This window comes from Citrobacter rodentium NBRC 105723 = DSM 16636 (genome assembly GCF_021278985.1).
Lineage (GTDB): Bacteria > Pseudomonadota > Gammaproteobacteria > Enterobacterales > Enterobacteriaceae > Citrobacter_A > Citrobacter_A rodentium.
In genome coordinates, this window is sequence record NZ_CP082833.1 from 2,622,724 (window position 1) to 2,640,708 (window position 17,985).

The 17,985-nt window shown below is 57.1% G+C and carries 18 protein-coding genes; 12 read left to right on the forward strand and 6 right to left on the reverse strand.

The genetic code is table 11. From position 1 onward, the window contains the following. Positions 1 to 65: 65 nt before the first annotated feature. A complete protein-coding gene (gene nupC / locus K7R23_RS12435) occupies positions 66 to 1,268 on the reverse strand; it encodes a nucleoside permease NupC (RefSeq protein WP_012906972.1) in 1,203 nt (400 codons plus the stop codon). 306 nt (positions 1,269 to 1,574) lie between these two features. On the opposite strand from nupC, the gene K7R23_RS25965 reads away from it, so the two are divergent. Both K7R23_RS25965 and K7R23_RS12440 read left to right on the forward strand, forming a co-directional pair. Next, entirely contained in the window at positions 1,575 to 1,631 is a 57-nt protein-coding gene (locus K7R23_RS25965; protein WP_420830982.1) for a hypothetical protein, read from the forward strand. Then, a complete protein-coding gene (locus K7R23_RS12440) occupies positions 1,612 to 2,850 on the forward strand; it encodes an Nramp family divalent metal transporter (protein WP_012906970.1) in 1,239 nt (412 codons plus the stop codon). The genes K7R23_RS25965 and K7R23_RS12440 overlap by 20 nt, the downstream gene beginning before the upstream one ends. Positions 2,851 to 2,904: 54 nt before the next feature. On the opposite strand, the gene ypeC is transcribed toward K7R23_RS12440, so the two are convergent. Beyond that, positions 2,905 to 3,237, reverse strand: coding sequence for a DUF2502 domain-containing protein YpeC (ypeC, locus tag K7R23_RS12445; protein WP_012906969.1), 333 nt, complete (start codon positions 3,235 to 3,237; stop codon positions 2,905 to 2,907). A 127-nt stretch (positions 3,238 to 3,364) separates the two neighbouring features. After that, complete coding sequence (mgrA, locus tag K7R23_RS12450) at positions 3,365 to 4,363, reverse strand: L-glyceraldehyde 3-phosphate reductase (RefSeq protein ID WP_012906968.1); 999 nt, start codon at positions 4,361 to 4,363, stop codon at positions 3,365 to 3,367. A 182-nt stretch (positions 4,364 to 4,545) separates the two neighbouring features. Here mgrA and K7R23_RS12455 point away from each other — a divergent pair, with 182 nt between their 5' ends. Beyond that, positions 4,546 to 6,201, forward strand: coding sequence for an alpha-keto acid decarboxylase family protein (locus K7R23_RS12455; RefSeq protein WP_012906967.1), 1,656 nt, complete (start codon positions 4,546 to 4,548; stop codon positions 6,199 to 6,201). Here K7R23_RS12455 and K7R23_RS12460 read toward each other — a convergent pair whose 3' ends face one another. Beyond that, positions 6,202 to 7,437 (reverse strand): ion channel protein, encoded by a 1,236-nt coding sequence (locus tag K7R23_RS12460; protein WP_012906966.1) that lies wholly within the window; start codon positions 7,435 to 7,437, stop codon positions 6,202 to 6,204. Between K7R23_RS12460 and K7R23_RS12465 the strand changes: the two genes are divergently transcribed. The 7 genes from K7R23_RS12465 (at position 7,368) to ptsP (ending at position 15,070) form a co-directional block, all read left to right on the forward strand. Then, positions 7,368 to 7,592, forward strand: coding sequence for a hypothetical protein (locus tag K7R23_RS12465; RefSeq protein ID WP_162467718.1), 225 nt, complete (start codon positions 7,368 to 7,370; stop codon positions 7,590 to 7,592). The genes K7R23_RS12460 and K7R23_RS12465 overlap by 70 nt on opposite strands. A 50-nt stretch (positions 7,593 to 7,642) precedes the next feature. Then, positions 7,643 to 8,608: a glucokinase gene (gene glk, locus K7R23_RS12470; RefSeq protein ID WP_012906965.1), complete on the forward strand. Its 966-nt coding sequence runs from the start codon at positions 7,643 to 7,645 to the stop codon at positions 8,606 to 8,608. Positions 8,609 to 8,817: 209 nt separating this feature from the next. Beyond that, a complete protein-coding gene (locus K7R23_RS12475; protein ID WP_012906964.1) occupies positions 8,818 to 9,144 on the forward strand; it encodes a PTS fructose transporter subunit IIB in 327 nt (108 codons plus the stop codon). 20 nt (positions 9,145 to 9,164) lie between these two features. Next, the gene (locus tag K7R23_RS12480; protein ID WP_012906963.1) at positions 9,165 to 10,412 is read left to right on the forward strand and encodes a PTS fructose transporter subunit IIC; all 1,248 of its coding nucleotides are present in this window, start codon (positions 9,165 to 9,167) and stop codon (positions 10,410 to 10,412) included. A gap of 16 nt (positions 10,413 to 10,428) precedes the next feature. After that, positions 10,429 to 11,511 (forward strand): aminopeptidase, encoded by a 1,083-nt coding sequence (gene ypdF / locus K7R23_RS12485; protein WP_012906962.1) that lies wholly within the window; start codon positions 10,429 to 10,431, stop codon positions 11,509 to 11,511. Further along, positions 11,511 to 12,551 carry an aminopeptidase gene (gene ypdE / locus K7R23_RS12490; protein ID WP_012906961.1) on the forward strand — a complete coding sequence of 347 codons (1,041 nt, stop codon included), beginning with the start codon at positions 11,511 to 11,513 and terminating at the stop codon, positions 12,549 to 12,551. The genes ypdF and ypdE overlap by 1 nt, the downstream gene beginning before the upstream one ends. A gap of 23 nt (positions 12,552 to 12,574) precedes the next feature. Next, complete coding sequence (gene ptsP, locus K7R23_RS12495; RefSeq protein WP_012906960.1) at positions 12,575 to 15,070, forward strand: phosphoenolpyruvate--protein phosphotransferase; 2,496 nt, start codon at positions 12,575 to 12,577, stop codon at positions 15,068 to 15,070. A 124-nt stretch (positions 15,071 to 15,194) separates the two neighbouring features. Here the strand turns inward: ptsP and K7R23_RS12500 are convergent, their stop codons facing one another. After that, positions 15,195 to 15,752 (reverse strand): nucleotidyltransferase family protein, encoded by a 558-nt coding sequence (locus K7R23_RS12500; RefSeq protein ID WP_012906959.1) that lies wholly within the window; start codon positions 15,750 to 15,752, stop codon positions 15,195 to 15,197. Positions 15,753 to 16,019: 267 nt separating this feature from the next. Here K7R23_RS12500 and K7R23_RS12505 point away from each other — a divergent pair, with 267 nt between their 5' ends. Both K7R23_RS12505 and K7R23_RS12510 read left to right on the forward strand, forming a co-directional pair. Next, positions 16,020 to 16,559 carry a DUF2058 domain-containing protein gene (locus K7R23_RS12505; protein WP_024132823.1) on the forward strand — a complete coding sequence of 180 codons (540 nt, stop codon included), beginning with the start codon at positions 16,020 to 16,022 and terminating at the stop codon, positions 16,557 to 16,559. A 79-nt stretch (positions 16,560 to 16,638) separates the two neighbouring features. Beyond that, positions 16,639 to 17,121, forward strand: a complete 483-nt coding sequence (locus tag K7R23_RS12510; protein WP_012906957.1) for a cold-shock protein — start codon at positions 16,639 to 16,641, stop codon at positions 17,119 to 17,121. An 8-nt stretch (positions 17,122 to 17,129) separates the two neighbouring features. On the opposite strand, the gene K7R23_RS12515 is transcribed toward K7R23_RS12510, so the two are convergent. Continuing rightward, positions 17,130 to 17,984: an AraC family transcriptional regulator gene (locus tag K7R23_RS12515; RefSeq protein ID WP_012906956.1), complete on the reverse strand. Its 855-nt coding sequence runs from the start codon at positions 17,982 to 17,984 to the stop codon at positions 17,130 to 17,132. Position 17,985: the final 1 nt, after the last annotated feature.

Sequence of the window (17,985 nt, forward strand, 5' to 3'; positions counted from 1 at the left end):
CGTCGCGCCATCAGGCCTTCATGCTCCGCCGGGGAGTATTCCCCGGCTTTTATTGCGACGCGGTCTTACAGCACCAGTGCGGCGATAGACGCCGACAGGACGCTCACCAGGGTAGAGCCGTAAACCAGTTTCAGACCGAAACGGGAAACCACGTTACCCTGTTCTTCATTCAGGCCTTTAATCGCGCCAGCGATGATGCCGATGGAGGAGAAGTTAGCGAAAGAGACCAGGAACACGGAAAGAATACCTTCCGCGCGCGGAGAGAGCGTGGAGGCGATTTTTTGCAGATCCATCATGGCGACAAATTCATTGGAAACCAGTTTGGTCGCCATAATACTGCCCACCTGCAGCGCTTCGCTGGACGGCACGCCCATCACCCACGCAATCGGATAGAAGATGTAGCCCAGAATGCCCTGGAAGGAGATGCTGTAGCCGAACCAGCCGGTTACGGTAGCGAACAGAGCGTTCAGCGCGGCGATCAGGGCGATAAAGCCGATCAGCATCGCGGCAACGATAATCGCCACCTTAAAGCCCGCCAGAATATATTCACCAAGCATTTCGAAGAAGCTCTGTCCTTCATGCAGGTTCGACATCTGGATGTTTTCTTCGCTGGCGTCAACGCGGTATGGGTTAATCAGCGACAGAACGATAAAGGTACTGAACATGTTGAGAACCAGCGCCGCCACCACATATTTCGGCTCCAGCATGGTCATATACGCGCCGACGATAGACATGGATACCGTGGACATCGCCGTGGCCGCCATGGTGTACATGCGGTTGCGGGACATTTTGCCGAGAATGTCTTTATAGGCGATAAAGTTCTCAGACTGGCCGAGGATCAGGGAGCTGACCGCGTTAAAGGATTCCAGTTTACCCATGCCGTTGACTTTGGATAACAGAAAACCAATCGCGCGAATAATCACCGGCAGCACGCGAATGTGCTGGAGGATACCGATCAGCGCGGAGATAAAGACGATAGGGCAGAGCACTTTCAGGAAGAAGAACGCCAGACCCTGATCGTTCATGCTGCCAAAGACGAAGTTGGTCCCTTCATTGGCGAATCCGAGCAGTTTTTCAAACAGTTCGGAGAATCCTTTCACGAAGCCCAGACCGACGTTAGAGTTCAGGAAGAACCACGCCAGTAATACTTCGATAACAAGTAATTGAATGACATAACGAATGCGAATTTTTTTACGGTCACTGCTTACCAGCAATGCGAGGATCGCAACAACGGCTAGCGCCAGGACAAAATGAAGGACGCGGTCCATATTTGCTCCAAATATGAGGCAGGTTTAATTTCCGTGCACATTCTATGTAACAGATGCAAAGAAAACGAGATCAAACACACACTATAATCCGGTCCTGTGACGGGATTCAAAATTAGTAAGCAGTCATACATTTCTGTTATGTTTAGTATGGAAGTGAAAAGTTACGTCACTGTGCTAATATTTTATTATATTGTTAATCACGCTGCGCACATTTCCAGTTTTTACACGATCAATTGTTCCTGCCTGTCAGAGAAATCACCGTTAACTTTTTAAATGAATTTGATAACTATTCTCAACAGGCATAGCATGAAACATAGCAAAGGCTATATTACCGGGGTACGAGATGACAGACGATCGCGTTGAGCGTAGCAGTGGAAAGGCCGCGCGCAAGTTAAGGTTCGCATTAATGGGGCCTGCGTTCATTGCCGCTATCGGCTATATCGATCCCGGTAACTTTGCCACCAACATTCAGGCCGGGGCCAGTTTTGGCTACACGCTGTTGTGGGTAGTGGTGTGGGCAAACCTGATGGCGATGCTGATTCAGGTGCTGTCGGCAAAGCTGGGGATCGCCACCGGTAAAAATCTAGCCGAGCAAATTCGCGACCATTATCCGCGCCCGGTCGTCTGGTTTTACTGGATCCAGGCCGAGATTATCGCGATGGCGACCGATCTGGCGGAATTTATCGGCGCGGCGATTGGTTTTAAGCTCATTCTCGGCGTCTCGCTATTGCAGGGCGCGGTGCTGACCGGTATCGCCACGTTTCTAATCCTAATGCTGCAACGTCGGGGACAAAAACCGCTGGAAAAGGCGATCGGCGGGCTGCTGCTGTTTGTGGCGATTGCCTATATTGTCGAACTGATTTTTTCCCGGCCCAGTCTGGCGCAGTTAAGTAAAGGGATGATGATCCCCAGCCTGCCGAACTCAGAGGCGGTCTTTCTGGCGGCCGGGGTGCTGGGCGCGACGATTATGCCGCACGTGATTTACCTGCACTCCTCGCTCACCCAGCATTCGCACGGCGGTACGCGACATCAGCGCTATGCGGCGACCCGGTGGGATGTGGCGATCGCCATGACCATTGCCGGATTCGTTAACCTGGCGATGATGGCTACCGCCGCGGCGGCGTTTCACTTTAGCGGACACACCGGCATTGCTGATCTCGATCAGGCTTATCTGACCCTTGAACCGCTGCTCAGTCACGCGGCGGCAACGGTGTTTGGCCTGAGTCTGGTTGCCGCCGGGCTGTCGTCCACGGTGGTTGGTACGCTGGCGGGGCAGGTGGTTATGCAGGGATTTGTGCGTTTCCATATTCCGCTATGGGTGCGTCGCGCCATCACAATGATGCCGTCGTTTGTGGTGATTTTGCTGGGGCTGGATCCGACCCGCATTCTGGTGATGAGCCAGGTGCTGCTGAGCTTTGGGATTGCCCTTGCCCTGGTGCCGCTGCTGATTTTCACCAGCGACCGCTGCGTAATGGGCGATCTGGTTAATACCCGCTGGATAAAACTCACTGGCTGGCTGATCGTGGCGCTGGTAGTGGTGCTCAACGTCTGGTTACTGGTCGGGACGGCGCTGGGGCTGTAAAAAAACAAAAGCCGGGTCAGCGTAGCGCTGCCCGGCGAACTCTTCCTGCGTGGTTTAATGATGGTGCTTATGACCGTGGCCGCGTCCACGACCGCCATGATCGTCGCGATCGCGCCAGCCTTCGCGGTATCCGCGTTCGTAAGCTTTGCGCTTATCCCAGCCGCGGTGTTTGCCGTTATCGTGCCGCCACCAGCGGTCGCCGCGCCACTCATAGTGACGATGCCAGTAATCACGGTCGCGCCAGTAGCCGCCGTCCCAGTATCTGCCATAGTCGTCGCGATCGCCGATTTGTAATTTTATTGATGGCAACAGGGTGATCTCTCCCGCATTCGCGGCCAGCGGTGCAAAAGCCAGCAGGGCTGCCGCCAGAATCAGTGACCTGAACATACTTTTTCTCCTTCACGATCGAAGCCGTAATCGGCCTGTTAACGCAATATTAAGGGGCCGTAAAGCCCCGTTTCATCGCCTTAACTCTTAAATCATAAACGAGAGCACGAATTGCTAAAGACAGCGCTTAAGGCGTGTCGGCAAGTATCTGCTCAATGGCGGCGCGCTCCTGAGCGGTAAAATGACGATTTGCCAGCATCCCCACGGCATCTTCAATCTGCGCCGGTTTACTGGCACCAATCAGCACCGATGTGACGTCGTCGTTACGCAGCACCCACGCCAGCGCCATTTGCGACAGCTTCTGGCCGCGCTTTTCAGCCAGCGCGTTGAGCTGGCGTACTTTTTCCAGCTTCGTCTCCGTCAGCTGTTCCGGACTGAGGAAGCGGCTGCCGCTTGCCGCCCGTGAATCCGCCGGGATGCCGTGCAGGTAGCGGTCGGTGAGCTGTCCGCCCGCCAGCGGCGAAAAGGCGATGCTGCCCACGCCTTTTTCCTGTAATAACGCCAGTAATCCCTCCTCCGCCTGGCGCTCAAACAGCGAATATTTAGGCTGATGGATCAGGCATGGCGTTCCCAGATCGTTCAGGATAGCAATGGCTTCACGCGCGAGAGCGGCAGGGTAGTTCGAGAGCCCGACATACAGCGCTTTCCCCTGGCGGACAACATGATCCAGCGCCTTCATCGTCTCCGTCAGCGGCGTTTCGGGGTCGGGGCGGTGGTGATAAAAAATATCCACATACTCCAGCCCCATGCGTTTCAGGCTTTGATCGAGGCTGGCAATCAGGTATTTGCGCGATCCCCAGTCGCCGTAAGGGCCGTCCCACATGGTATAGCCCGCTTTGGTCGAAATAATAAGCTCATCGCGCCAGGGTAAAAAATCTTCCTGCAGGAGTCGGCCAAAGTTCCGCTCTGCCGATCCCGGCGGCGGTCCGTAGTTATTGGCGAGGTCAAAGTGGGTAATCCCCAAATCGAAAGCCCGGCGCAGCAGGGCGCGGCTGTTTTCAATCAGGGTGGCGTCGCCGAAGTTATGCCATAGCCCCAGCGAAACCGCCGGCAGCTTCAGACCGCTGTGACCGCAGCGGCGATACGCCATCTTTTGATAGCGATTTTCATCAGGCTGGTAAACCATTGTCTCTCCTCGCAGTGAGTTCTGCTTCCCAGTGTATACGTTTACACTGACGCTTTTTCAACGACATTTTTCGCTATCACCGCTGTAAATTTTGCTTTCCATGCGCTTCGCAGCAACTTTCTGGACAGGCTTCGCGCTTCTTCAATACTCAAGCTGAGGCTCACGTCAAAAGGATCGCTGCCATGCAAACCCCCTATACCGTCGCCGATTACCTGCTCGACAGACTGGCAGGATGCGGTATCGCGCATCTGTTCGGCGTGCCGGGCGATTATAATTTGCAGTTTCTCGACCACGTGATCGACCATCCTGACGTGTGCTGGGTCGGCTGCGCTAATGAACTGAACGCCGCCTATGCTGCCGACGGCTATGCCCGCTTAGCGGGGGCTGGCGCGCTGTTGACCACCTTCGGCGTCGGCGAACTGAGCGCGCTGAATGGTCTGGCGGGCAGCTATGCCGAGTACGTTCCCGTTCTGCATATTGTCGGCGCGCCCTGTAGCGGAGCGCAGCGCCGGGGCGAACTGATGCATCACACCCTTGGCGACGGGGATTTCAGCCATTTCTACCGGATGAGCCAGGCCGTCTGCGCCGCCAGCGCGGTGCTGGATGAACAAACCGCCTGCCATGAAATTGACCGCGTGCTGCATGCCATGTTAACCAGCCGTCGGCCCGGTTACCTGTTGTTACCCGCTGACGTGGCGAAACGTCCGGCTGTACCGCCTTCAGAAGCTCTGGTGCCGCTACAGCCTGAGTCGCAGGAGAGCGTCGTTACCGCTTTCCGCTATCAGGCGCGCCAGATGCTGATGAACAGTCCACGGGTGGCGCTGTTGGCGGACTTTCTCGCCAGGCGCTTTGATTTACAGCCTGTTCTGCAGCGCTGGATGGCCGAGACGCCAATGGCCCACGCCACCCTGCTGATGGGCAAAGGCCTTTTCGATGAACAGCAGCCGGGCTTTGTCGGCACGTATAGCGGCGGGGCAAGCGGCGAGTTTGTCCGCGAAGCCATTGAAGGGGCGGATACCACAATCTGCGTCGGCACCCGCTTTGTGGATACGCTGACGGCCGGTTTTACCCAGCAGCTGGCGGCAGAACGGACAATAGAGGTACAGCCACACGGCTCCCGGATTGGGCAAACGTGGTATAGCGGTATCTCAATGGAACAGGCCGTTGTCACGCTGCGGGAGGTATGTCTGGAGCTTTCCTTCGCCCCGCCGCCCGCGAAGCCTGCAGGCGAACAGACGCAGGTGAAGCAGGGGGCGCTGAACCAGCAAAACTTCTGGCATACCGTACAGCAGGCGCTACAGCCCGGCGATGTGATTCTTGCCGATCAGGGAACGGCGGCATTCGGCGCGGCGTCGCTTACGCTGCCCGCGGGCGCGGAGCTGCTGGTGCAGCCGCTGTGGGGTTCGATAGGCTATGCGCTGCCTGCCGCCTTTGGCGCCCAGACCGCAGCGCCCGGACGGCGGGTAATTCTGATTACCGGCGACGGGGCCGCGCAGCTGACGATCCAGGAGATGGGCTCGATGCTGCGGGACGGACAGTCGCCGGTGATTCTGCTGCTTAACAATGACGGCTATACCGTTGAACGGGCGATTCACGGTGAAACGCAGCGCTATAATGACATCGCGCGCTGGAACTGGACGCAAATTCCCCATGCCTTAAACCTTGCCGGGCGTGCGGAGTGCTGGCGCGTCACTCAGGCCGTACAGCTTGCGGAGGTGCTCGCCCGCCTGACGCGTCCTGAGCGGCTTTCGCTGATTGAAGTAGTGTTGCCGCAAGCCGATTTACCCGTGCTGCTGCGCGCGGTCACCCGGGCGCTGGAAACGCGCAACAGCGGTTGACTAGCGATCTTTGCGGCTGGCGATCATCATTGGCTTACCGGCCAGCAGCAGCCAGGCCGGGAGCATAACGATACACAACAGCGGCAGCAGGGTGGTGTCCGGCACCACGACTGCCGCCATAAACAGGCTGAGCCAGCCGTCGCGGGTCACCACCAGCACCAGGCCGAGAATGGCGCAGGAGACGGTGATGGCGGCAGGCACCGCATCCACATGGGCATGCAGCATTAACCCCAGCGCGACGCCGACAAACACCGCCGGAAAGATCCGCCCGCCGCGAAAACCGCAGGCCGCCGCCACGACCAGCGCGGCGAGCTTTATCACCGCCAGCATAAAAAAGTCCGTGGCGCTGAGCGTCTGGCCGAAGGCCATTTGCTGCATCTCATCCAGACCTTTAAACAGAGTCAGCGGCCCGCCGAGCACACCCAGCACGCCCAGAATAAAGCCGCCGACGCCCAGTATCAGCAACGGGTTTTTCAGCCGGTGCATCAGGAAATGCAGTCTCGGCAGGCACCAGACGGCCACCATTCCCGCCGCAATAGCGATAGCGGCCACCACCGCGCCGCTGAAAATGTCCACCAGCCGCATCTGGGTATAGTGCGCGACGGGCAGAGAAAAGTGGGGATGAAAGAACAGGCTGGTGGTCAGCGATCCTGCCGCTGCCGCCATCAGTGGGGCGAAAAGCCGATCCCATAACGGGGTATCGTCAGAACCGCTCAGCGTTTGCGAAAAAATCAGCGCGGCGGCCACCGGAGTGCCGAACAGCGCGCCAATGGTTCCGGCAGAGGCCAGAATAGTCCAGTCGAGCGTACCGATGCGCGGGAATAGCCGTCTGCCCAGCGCCACCGCCAGCGCGATATTGACCGCCATAATCGGATGTTCCGGCCCCAGACTCACGCCGCCCGCCAGGCCCAGCACCAGCGCAATGAGCAGGCCCGGCAGGGCGGCGGGCGCGATGGGCGCGCCGATAAGCGGCTCGCTTGCCGGATCCGGCCCGCCGTGGCCGGGACTGTAGCGGATCGTCAGACCGACCAGAATACCTGTCAGCGTCAGGATAGAGATTATCCAGAACGGCGAATCCGCAGCGATACCAACGCTGCCCGGCAGGCGCTGCCACAGTATGAGCTGTAATACTGAGGCAAATTTCATTACTACAATAAGGACTAAGCTTGAAGCTATCTCAAGAATCAGCGCGGGAAGCGACAATAACAACATGGTTCTGGCTCGCGGATGGAGCATTTTCTTTTTCCTTAATGCCGAATCTGGCGCTCAGTTTGCCGCGACTGCCTGACGGCATCGCTGCAAAAGGTGCTGAAACGATAAAGTTATTGTGTGACCTGGATCGCTTTTTTCAGGGGACCCGCCTTTCTGGCGTTGTTGTTGCGCCCCTGTGAATTTACAGTGTGGCAAAGATTTATTTTGACTTTAGCGGAGCAGTAGAAGAATGACAAAGTATGCTTTAGTAGGGGATGTGGGCGGCACCAACGCGCGTCTTGCTCTGTGCGATGTCGACAGCGGGGAGATCTCGCGAGCTAAAACCTATTCCGGCCTTGATTATCCCAGCCTGGAAGCCGTGGTGCGGGTTTATCTCGATGAGCATCAGGTGAGCGTGGAAGATGGCTGCATTGCTATCGCCTGTCCGATCACCGGCGACTGGGTCGCGATGACTAACCATACCTGGGCGTTTTCTATTGCGGAGATGAAAAAGAATCTTGGCTTCAGCCATCTGGAAATCATCAATGATTTTACCGCGGTATCGATGGCGATCCCGATGCTGAAAAAAGAGCATTTGATTCAGTTTGGCGGGGCGGAACCGGTGGAGGGCAAACCCATCGCGGTGTACGGCGCGGGCACCGGACTTGGCGTGGCGCATCTGGTCCATGTCGACCGGCGCTGGGTGAGTCTGCCGGGCGAGGGCGGACACGTGGATTTTGCGCCGAACAGCGAAGAGGAAGATATTATTCTGGAGGTGCTGCGCGCCGAAATCGGCCACGTTTCCGCCGAGCGGGTGCTTTCCGGTCCCGGCCTGGTGAACCTGTACCGCGCGATAGTCAAAGCGGATGGTCGTCTGCCGGAAAATCTGCGGCCGAAAGATATCACCGAACGCGCGCTGGCGGACAGTTGCACCGACAGCCGCCGCGCGCTGTCGCTGTTTTGTGTGATCATGGGGCGCTTTGGCGGCAACCTGGCGTTGACGCTGGGCACGTTTGGCGGCGTGTACATTGCCGGCGGCATCGTGCCGCGCTTCCTTGAGTTCTTCAAAGCTTCCGGTTTCCGCGGCGCGTTTGAAGACAAAGGCCGTTTTAAAGCTTACGTGCAGGATATCCCGGTCTATTTGATCGTCCACGATAATCCGGGGCTGCTTGGCGCGGGCGCGCATCTGCGCCAGACCTTAGGGCAGATTCTGTAGGCCTGCAACATCCGGCATACCCGCGTTGTCATTCACCTTAAACCGCGTTTCTCACGCGGTTTTTTTATGCCCGTTGCACGCCTTTCCGATGTTCGTCACATTTCCACTTAACGGAATTATTTGTCCAGTAAAAGCATTATTTATCCGGTAACGCTCCTGTTATTCCCCCCGCCATAATTTCCCTCGTTAACTATTTCGAGGAGTCTGTTATGAGCAAAAAACTGATTGCAGTTTGCGCCTGCCCGATGGGTCTGGCTCACACCTTTATGGCGGCCCAGGCGCTGGAGGAAGCGGCGATTGAAGCGGGTTATGAAGTGAAGATTGAAACGCAGGGGGCAGACGGTATTCAAAACCGCCTGACGGCGCAGGATATTGCCGAAGCCACGTTAATCATCCATTCCGTGGCGGTGACGCCGGAGGACAATGAGCGTTTTGCGACCCGTGATGTTTATGAGATCACCCTTCAGGATGCCATTAAAAATGCAGCGGGCATCATTAAAGAGATTGAAGAGATGATCGCCGCCGAACAACCGTAATTGTCGACAGGGATACCGATATGGCCATTAAAAAACGCAGTGCGACCGTTGTGCCCGGCGCATCGGGCGCCGCGGCGGCAATCAAAAATCCGCCGGCCGCCGGCAACAGCTTCTGGGGTGAACTGCCGCAGCACGTGATGTCCGGTATTTCGCGGATGGTGCCGACCTTAATCATGGGCGGGGTGATCCTCGCCTTCAGCCAGCTGATTGCCTATAGCTGGCTGAACATCCCCGCAGATACCGGCATTATGGATGCGCTGAACAGCGGCAAATTCAGCGGGTTTGATCTTTCCCTGCTCAAATTCGCCTGGCTGTCGCAATCTTTCGGCGGCGTGCTGTTTGGCTTTGCCATTCCCATGTTCGCTGCGTTTGTGGCGAATTCCATCGGCGGTAAGCTGGCATTTCCTGCCGGGTTTATCGGCGGTCTGATGTCCACCCAGCCTACGCAGGTGCTGAACTTTGATCCCGCCAGTCTGCAATGGATGACCAGCGCGCCGGTGCCCTCCACCTTTATCGGGGCGTTGATTATTTCAATTGTGGCGGGTTACCTGGTGAAGTGGATGAATCAGAAAATCCAGCTGCCTGATTTTCTGTTGGCCTTTAAAACCACCTTTTTGCTGCCGATTCTTTCCGCAATCTTCGTGATGCTGGCGATGTATTACGTAATTACCCCTTTCGGCGGCTGGATCAATGGCGGTATCCGCACTCTGCTTACCGCGGCGGGCGAGAAGGGAACGCTGATGTATGCGATGGGGATCTCGGCGGCGACGGCCATTGACCTTGGCGGACCGATTAACAAAGCCGCATGTTTTGTCGCCTTCAGCTTCACGACCGATCATGTCTTGCCCGTTACCGCACGTTCAATTGCCATCGTTATCCCGCCGATCGGCCTGGGGCTCGCCACGCTTATCGACCGCCGTCTGACCGGCAAACGCCTGTTCAGCGCCCAGCTGTATCCGCAGGGGAAAACGGCGATGTTCCTCGCGTTTATGGGGATCAGCGAGGGGGCGATTCCGTTTGCGCTGGAAAGCCCGATGACCGCCATTCCTTCGTATATGGTCGGCGCGATTGTCGGTTCGACAACCGCCGTCTGGCTGGGCGCGGTGCAGTGGTTCCCGGAGTCGGCGATCTGGGCTTGGCCGCTGGTCAGTAACCTCGGCGTCTATATGGGCGGCATTCTGCTGGGCGCGACCATCACCGCGCTGATGGTCGTCTTTTTGCGCCATCTGATGTACCGCCGGGGCAAGCTGCTGATAGAAAGCCTGTAAGAAAAGGAACTGCGTTATGACGTTACTCGACTCGCTGCGCCAGTGGCTTACAGCACAGAAGCTGGACGCGATGCTGATCTCATCGCGGCAGAATAAACAGCCGCATCTGGGGATTTCCACTGCTTCCGGATATGTACTGATTAGCCGGGACAGCGCGCACGTGCTCATTGACTCGCGCTATTTCGCCGACGTCCAGGCGCGGGCGGAAGGCTACCGGATGCACAGGCTCGGCGGGACGCAGTCGCTGGCGACGGTCGTCAATCAGCTTATTCAGGCGGAGGGGCTGCAAAAGCTCGGCTTTGAGGGGGGACAGGTGAGCTGGGATACCGCCCGTCGCTGGCAAAGCGAGCTGCGGGCGACGCTGGTCAGCGCGTCGCTCTCGCCGCTGCGGCAGATTAAAACGCCGCAGGAGATCGCCCGTATCCGCGAGGCCTGCCGCATCGCGGACAGCAGCGCGGCGCACATCCGTCGCTTTATCCGGCCCGACATGAGCGAGCGGGAGATCGCCGCCGAACTGGAGTGGTTTATGCACACCCAGGGGGCGGAAAAAGCCGCTTTTGAGACTATCGTCGCCAGCGGCTGGCGCGGCGCGCTGCCGCACGGCAAGGCCAGCGATAAGCACGTTGAGGCAGGAGAATTTATCACTATTGATTTTGGCGCGCAGTATCAGGGCTACTGCTCGGATATGACGCGCACGTTTTGGGTATCCGGCGCGGGCGCGCCGCAGGAACATGTGCTTTATCCGGTTTATCAGACCGTACTTCGCGCGCAGCTTGCCGCCATCGCCGCGATCCGTCCTGGCGTAAGCTGCATGGAGGTCGATGCGGCGGCGCGCAATACGATCGCCGACGCCGGTTATGGCGACTATTTTGACCATAACACCGGCCATGCGATTGGCATTGAGGTGCATGAAGATCCGCGCTTTTCCCCGACGGACGGCACGCTGCTCGCGCCGGGAATGTTGTTAACCGTTGAGCCCGGTATTTATCTGCCGAAACGGGGCGGCGTGCGGATTGAGGATGTGGTGCTGGTGACGCCGGAGGGCGGCGAAGTGCTCTACACAATGGCCAAAGAACTTTTAACGACGGGAGAGGCGTAATGGATTTAACGCTGCTGAAGGCATTAAGCGAGGCCGATGCGATCGCCGCTTCCGAGCAGGAGGTCCGGCAGATTTTCCTTGAGGAAGCGCAACGGCTGAACAAAGAGGTCCGTTTCGATGGCCTCGGATCGGTGCTGATCCGGCTGAATGCGTCGTACGGCCCCAGAATCATGATCTGCGCCCATATGGATGAAGTGGGGTTCATGGTGCGCGGCATCTCGGCTGAAGGGGCAATTGAAGTGCTGCCGGTCGGTAACGTGCGGATGGCGGCGCGGGAGCTACAGCCCGTGCGCATCACCACGCGCGAAGAGAGCAAAATTCCCAGCCTGCTGAACGGAGAGCGTAGCGGGAGTGAGGTCGGCGCGCTGCGCGTCGATATTGGCGCGCGCTGCCGGGAAGAAGCGCTACAGGCGGGCGTGCGTCCGGGCGATCGCGTCACTTTCGATACTCCCTTTCAGGAGCTGCCGCATCAGCGGGTAATGGGAAAAGCCTTTGACGATCGGCTGGGCTGCTATCTGCTGATCGCGCTGCTGCGCGAATGGCACGCCGCCGAACTGCCCGCCGAGATCTGGCTGGTGGCCAGCTCCAGCGAAGAGGTGGGACTGCGCGGCGGACACACGTCGGCCCGCGCCGTAGCGCCGGATCTGGCCATCGTGCTGGATACCGCCTGCTGGGGCAAAAATTTTGACTACAGCGCGGCGAACCAGCGGCAGATCGGCAAAGGCCCGATGCTGGTGTTAAGCGATAAATCGATGATTGCGCTGCCCAGACTCACCGCCTGGATTGAAAACGTTGCCGCAGAAGCGGGCATACCGTTGCAACTGGATATGTTCAGTAACGGCGGCACCGACGGCGGCGCGGTGCATCTGAGCGGCACCGGGATCCCGACGGTGGTGATGGGGCCGCCAACCCGCCACGGGCATTGCGCCGCTTCAATTGCCGACTGTCAGGATATTCTGCAAACCCGGGCGCTGTTATCAGCGCTGGTAACACGTTTTACGCCCGAAATCGTGGCGCATCTGAAGGATTTCAGTTGCTGATTTCGCGTTAATCAGGAGTCGTTATGCTTACCATCCCTTTTCTTTGCCCACTGCCGAATGGCCTGCATGCCCGTCCCGCCTGGGAGCTGAAAGAACAGTGCAGCCAGTGGCAAAGCGAGATTATTTTTATCAACCAGCGCCTGAATACCCGGGCGGATGCGAAAAGTTCGCTGGCGCTGATTGGCACCGGCACGCTGTTTAACGACAGCTGCTGCCTGACGGTTTCAGGCAGCGATGAAGAGCAGGCCAGACGGGCGCTGGAGGATTATCTTCAGCACCGCTTTATTGACAGCGACAGCGTCCAGCCGACGCCAGCAGAACTGGCGGCGCATCCGCTGCCGCGCTCGCTGATTCGTCTCAATCCGGATTTGCTGTACGGCAACGCGCTGGCGAACGGCGTCGGTAGCGGCAGCCTTACCCTCTGGCGGAGCGATAGCCTGGAGAGCTACCGGGCGATTGCGGCCAGCGCGGAAGACAATACCCGGCTGGAGCACAGCCTGGCGACGCTGGCGGAACAGCTGAACCAGCAGCTTCGCGAACGCGATGGCGAGAGTAAAACCATACTCAGCGCGCATTTATCGCTGATTCAGGACGATGAATTTGCAGGCAATATTCGCCGTCTGATGGCGGAACAACGCATGAGTCTGGGAGCGGCGATTGTGCGCAACATGGAGCAGGTATGCGAGAAACTGTCTGCGTCCGCCAGCGACTATCTGCGCGAGCGGGTCAGCGATATTCGCGATATCAGCGAGCGTCTGCTGCATATCACCTGGCCTGAGCGGTGTCCACGTAATGCGCTGGTACTGAGCCAGCCAACCATTCTGGTGGCGGAAGACCTGACGCCCAGCCAGTTTATGAGTCTCGATCTCCGCTATCTTTCCGGCATGATTCTGGAGAAAACCGGACGCACTTCGCATACGCTGATCCTTGCGCGCGCTTCGGCGATACCGGTATTAAGCGGTTTGCCGCTCGATGCGCTGGCCCGTTATGCCGGACTGCCTGCGATACTGGACGCGCGCTGCGGCGTGGTGGCGATTAATCCCGACGAGGCGGTGCAGGGCTATTATGCTATCGCGCAGAAACTGGCGGATAAGCACCAGCGGCAGCAGGCGCGGGACGCCGCTCAGCTGGCCGTCACGCGCGACGGCCAGCGCCTGGATATCGCCGCCAATATTGGTACGGCGCTGGAAGCGCCCGGCGCGTTCGCCAACGGGGCGGAAGGGGTGGGGCTGTTCCGTACCGAAATGCTCTTTATGGATCGGGAGAGCGCGCCGGACGAACAGGAACAGTTTGAAGCCTATCAGCAGGTCCTGCTGGCGGCGGGCGACAGGCCGGTTATTTTCCGCACGATGGATATTGGCGGCGATAAAAATATCCCCTACCTCAATATCCCACAGGAGGAGAATCCGTTTCTCGGCTACCGGGCGGTGCGCATCTATCCTGAGTTTTCGCAGCTGTTTCGCAGCCAGCTACGGGCAATTCTGCGCGCCGCCGCCTTTGGCAACGCGCAGCTGATGATCCCGATGGTACACAGCCTCGATCAAATTTTATGGGTGAAAAGCGAGCTGCAAAAAGCGATCGCCGGACTGAAAAACGAAGGGCTGCGCCATGCGGCGTCACTTCCGTTGGGTATTATGGTTGAGGTGCCGTCGGTCTGTTACATCATCGACCACTTCTGCGACGAAGTGGACTTTTTCAGTATCGGTTCGAACGATATGACGCAGTATCTGTACGCGGTCGACAGGAATAATCCGCGCGTCTCGCCGTTATATAATCCGATCACGCCTTCATTCCTGCGCATGTTGCAGCAGATTGTTCGCGTTGCGCATGAGCGCGGTAAATGGGTAGGGATCTGCGGCGAACTGGGCGGTGAAAGCCGTTATCTGCCGCTGCTGCTGGGACTGGGCCTTGATGAGCTGAGCATGAGCAGCCCGCGTATTCCGGTGATTAAAAGCCAGCTGCGTCAGCTCGACGGCGAGGCGTGCCGGAAGCTGGCGAATGCCGCCTGCGAGTGCCGTAGCGCGCAGGAGATCGAAGCGCTGCTGAGTCGGTTTACGCCGAAGAAAGATCGGTGTCCGCTGCTGGCGCTGGAGAATATCTTCGTCGGGGAGACTTTCAGCAACAAAGAGCAGGTCATTCAGTTCCTCTGCGGCAACCTGGGCGTGAACGGGAGAACGGCGCATCCGTTCGAGCTGGAAGAGGATGTCTGGCAGCGCGAAGAGATCGTCACCACCGCGGTCGGGTTTGGCGTGGCTATCCCGCACACGAAATCGCAGTGGATTCGCCATTCCAGCATCAGTATCGCGCGGCTGGACAGGCCCATTGACTGGCAGTCGGAAATGGGCGAGGTCGAACTGGTGATAATGCTGATGCTGGGGGCGGAAGAGGGCATCAACCACGTGAAGGTCTTTTCCCAGCTGGCGCGCAAGCTGGTCAATAAAACCTTCCGCCAGTCGCTGTTTGCCGCCGCGGATGCGGAAAGCATGCTGGCATTGCTGGAGGCGGAGCTGACGTTTTAGGTGTCTGCTGGCCCGATAAAGCAAGCTTGTCGGGCCTGAATTCGGTCTTTAACGTCTTGCGCAGCTCAGAGTGAATGAGATTAGTTCCGTTAACATACATCCACGCTTCAGTTTGCGAAACGGTTTATACCGGTGCGATCAGTTGCAATCCGGGATAACGTTTCATCCATTGTTTTGTAGCAACACGTTGCCGGAAGATCTCAAATTTTTCACGCTCGAACGACAGTGTCGGGCGTAGACGCAGTTCAAATAAATCAGCAAGACCCCAGGGAGCAATAACATCAATATTATTGCCTTCCACTCTGACGGCCACTGCTGTCGCGGTTTCAGGCCAGTAGCGCAACGCATTTTCGGTAGAGAGGTAGGGGCTATTACCGTTACGTTGATGCATTCTGGCTTGATTCTTTACCGACCAGGTAAACATCGGCAATCGCTGCCTGAGTTTTTGTTGCAGCTCGTTGTCATGACTCGGGTGACGGCGTTCTGAGTCAAACCAGACAACATCCACATCACCAGAAACAGGTTTTTGTCCATATCCATGCAGGTGATCCCACACGGCATCGCGCACAAACCCCGCACCAATCCAGCCATCGCTGAGGTTTAAGATGCGAACGGCATGAAGGGCCTGCATCCTTAACGGGTCTTCTGACAATATACTTTGCAACGCTTCACGGTATTTCATGGCTTTCCCTGCGTACAAATGCACCTTTATTATCTTTTATGCTTAGTGAATGCTTAACCCCCCTTTCTGCGAGGAGTTCCATAAAACCTTCTGCCTGCTTTCGCGGAACACAGCCATGCCACGTTCTGATAAACATTCGTTTTTCTCGTCTGGTTGCTAAATATCAACATACCACTGAATGGCCCACGAAAGAGAAACAGAGATTGGTTATACCCTCCAGATTGCAGGTATAATCCCCAAAACCCCTTAACCAAATCAGACAGCAAGATGAGCAAATTAACCTTACAAGAGCAAATGCTGAAAGCGGGATTAGTCTCCAGCAAGAAGATGGCCAAAGTCCAGCGGACCGCCAAAAAATCACGCGTTCAGGCTCGCGAGGCCCGAGAAGCGGTGGAAGAGAACAAAAAAGCCCAGCTTGAGCGTGACAGACAGCTTAGCGAGCAGCAGAAGCAGGCCGTGCTGGCGAAAGAACTGAAAGCGCAGGTGAAGCAGCTGATCGAAATGAACAGAATTACCGTCACCAGGGGCGATATCAGTTTTAACTTCACGGACAATAATCTTATCAAAAAGATCGACGTGGATAAGCTAACCCAGACGCAGCTTATCAACGGACGTCTGGCCATTGCGCGCCTGGCGATGGACAACAGCGGCGAGTGCCAATACGCCATCATCCCCGCCAGCGTCGCCGATAAAATTGCCCAGCGCGATGCCGACAGTATCGTTTTAAACAGTGCGCTGAGTCCGGAAGAAGAGGATGAAGACGATCCGTATGCCGACTTTAAAGTGCCTGATGATTTGATGTGGTGAGCCGCGGCTACCAAAATCAGGCTTTACGCTTTACACTTCGCGCTGCAAAAAATTGACCCGGTATGAATAACAGGCGGTAATGGCGATGAACGGAACGATCACAACGTGGTTTAAAGATAAAGGCTTCGGATTTATCAAAGATGAAAACGGCGATAATCGTTATTTTCATGTGATTAAGGTCGCCAATCCGGAGCTGATAAAAAAAGATGCGGCGGTGACTTTTGAGCCGACGGCCAACAGCAAAGGGCTGTCGGCATATGCGGTGAAAGTGATCCCGGACAGCAAGTATATCTATATCGCCGGTGAGCGCTTAAAGCTCACGTCGATCAAATCTTTTGTCGTATTCAGCGAAGAGGTTCCCGCCGATGCGCCGGTTGACAAAGAAAACGCGGTGCTGTCGGTCGGGGTGCTGATGAACAATATCCGGCCCAAATCAGCCGCTAAGGCGGGTGAAATGCGCCCTGTGAAAAAGCTGGCGATCACCACTTTTCATGGTACGACGTTAGTTTTTTCGGAAGATGAGATTGATATCGACGCCACGGTAAAAATGCTACGTATCTGAGGCGCTGCTCACTGAAAACGCGCGCGGTACTCGCCCGGCGTCAGGCCAAACTGACGCCGGAACAGACGACAAAAATAGTCGCTGTCCTCATACCCGCACCGCTGTGCGACCTCGTTCACCGACAAATGATATTTCTGCAGAATCATCCGCGCCTTCGCCATGCGCACCCAGCGAACATAGTCGACAAAACTCATCGTGCCATGCCGGGTGAACAGCCGGGAAAGATGATTCGGCGTAATATTAAAAAATGTCGCCACGCTCTCGCGGCTTAACGGTCGGGCGTAATTGTCCTGCACCCAGTTGCAAATACTGTGATAGAGAAATTCAGCGCGCGGACGGCGGATATCAGGGGGCGTATTGACCACGCTACGGCACAGATGCAGCAGGCTCAGCACCAGCGGCTGAATAATGGCCTGCTCCTGCGGCGATCGACTCAAATGGGTGAGGGCGGTGAGCATCGCTTCACCTTCGCCACGCTGGGGATGCGGCAGTTCAATGCGCCGGAGCGGGCGCAGCAGGGAGGCGCTGCGGGTATCGTAAAACGACAGGCCGAACCATGCGGGGGCAAAGACCAGGCTTAACAGCATCACCGGTTTTTCACTTATCGGCAGGTTGGCGGCGCGGGCGGGAATAAACAACATTTCACCTTCGACCAGCCGGTGCTGGCTTTTTTCCAGCTGATTACCGTACTCGCCGCGCAGGACGATATCCAGGCGGGGGAGATCGAGACATAAACTCCCGCCGGGCAGCGCGGTGCCTGGCGTGGCGAACCAGACCCGTCCCAGCCGCTGCGGATTGAGTACCAGACCGCTGAACAGATCGGCAAAAAACTGTTGGTCTGCCGGTAAGCCGGGCTGTTTCATC

Coding starts and splice junctions, on each gene's coding strand:
- K7R23_RS12515 (WP_012906956.1), bottom strand. CDS start 17,984: ATGAAACAGCCCGGCTTACCGGCAGACCAACAGTTTTTTGCCGATCTG.
- K7R23_RS12505 (WP_024132823.1), top strand. CDS start 16,020: ATGAGCAAATTAACCTTACAAGAGCAAATGCTGAAAGCGGGATTAGTC.
- K7R23_RS12480 (WP_012906963.1), top strand. CDS start 9,165: ATGGCCATTAAAAAACGCAGTGCGACCGTTGTGCCCGGCGCATCGGGC.
- ypdE (WP_012906961.1), top strand. CDS start 11,511: ATGGATTTAACGCTGCTGAAGGCATTAAGCGAGGCCGATGCGATCGCC.
- mgrA (WP_012906968.1), bottom strand. CDS start 4,363: ATGGTTTACCAGCCTGATGAAAATCGCTATCAAAAGATGGCGTATCGC.
- ypeC (WP_012906969.1), bottom strand. CDS start 3,237: ATGTTCAGGTCACTGATTCTGGCGGCAGCCCTGCTGGCTTTTGCACCG.
- K7R23_RS12455 (WP_012906967.1), top strand. CDS start 4,546: ATGCAAACCCCCTATACCGTCGCCGATTACCTGCTCGACAGACTGGCA.
- K7R23_RS12460 (WP_012906966.1), bottom strand. CDS start 7,437: ATGCTCCATCCGCGAGCCAGAACCATGTTGTTATTGTCGCTTCCCGCG.
- K7R23_RS12510 (WP_012906957.1), top strand. CDS start 16,639: ATGGCGATGAACGGAACGATCACAACGTGGTTTAAAGATAAAGGCTTC.
- nupC (WP_012906972.1), bottom strand. CDS start 1,268: ATGGACCGCGTCCTTCATTTTGTCCTGGCGCTAGCCGTTGTTGCGATC.
- K7R23_RS12440 (WP_012906970.1), top strand. CDS start 1,612: ATGACAGACGATCGCGTTGAGCGTAGCAGTGGAAAGGCCGCGCGCAAG.
- ypdF (WP_012906962.1), top strand. CDS start 10,429: ATGACGTTACTCGACTCGCTGCGCCAGTGGCTTACAGCACAGAAGCTG.
- K7R23_RS12475 (WP_012906964.1), top strand. CDS start 8,818: ATGAGCAAAAAACTGATTGCAGTTTGCGCCTGCCCGATGGGTCTGGCT.
- K7R23_RS12500 (WP_012906959.1), bottom strand. CDS start 15,752: ATGAAATACCGTGAAGCGTTGCAAAGTATATTGTCAGAAGACCCGTTA.
- glk (WP_012906965.1), top strand. CDS start 7,643: ATGACAAAGTATGCTTTAGTAGGGGATGTGGGCGGCACCAACGCGCGT.
- ptsP (WP_012906960.1), top strand. CDS start 12,575: ATGCTTACCATCCCTTTTCTTTGCCCACTGCCGAATGGCCTGCATGCC.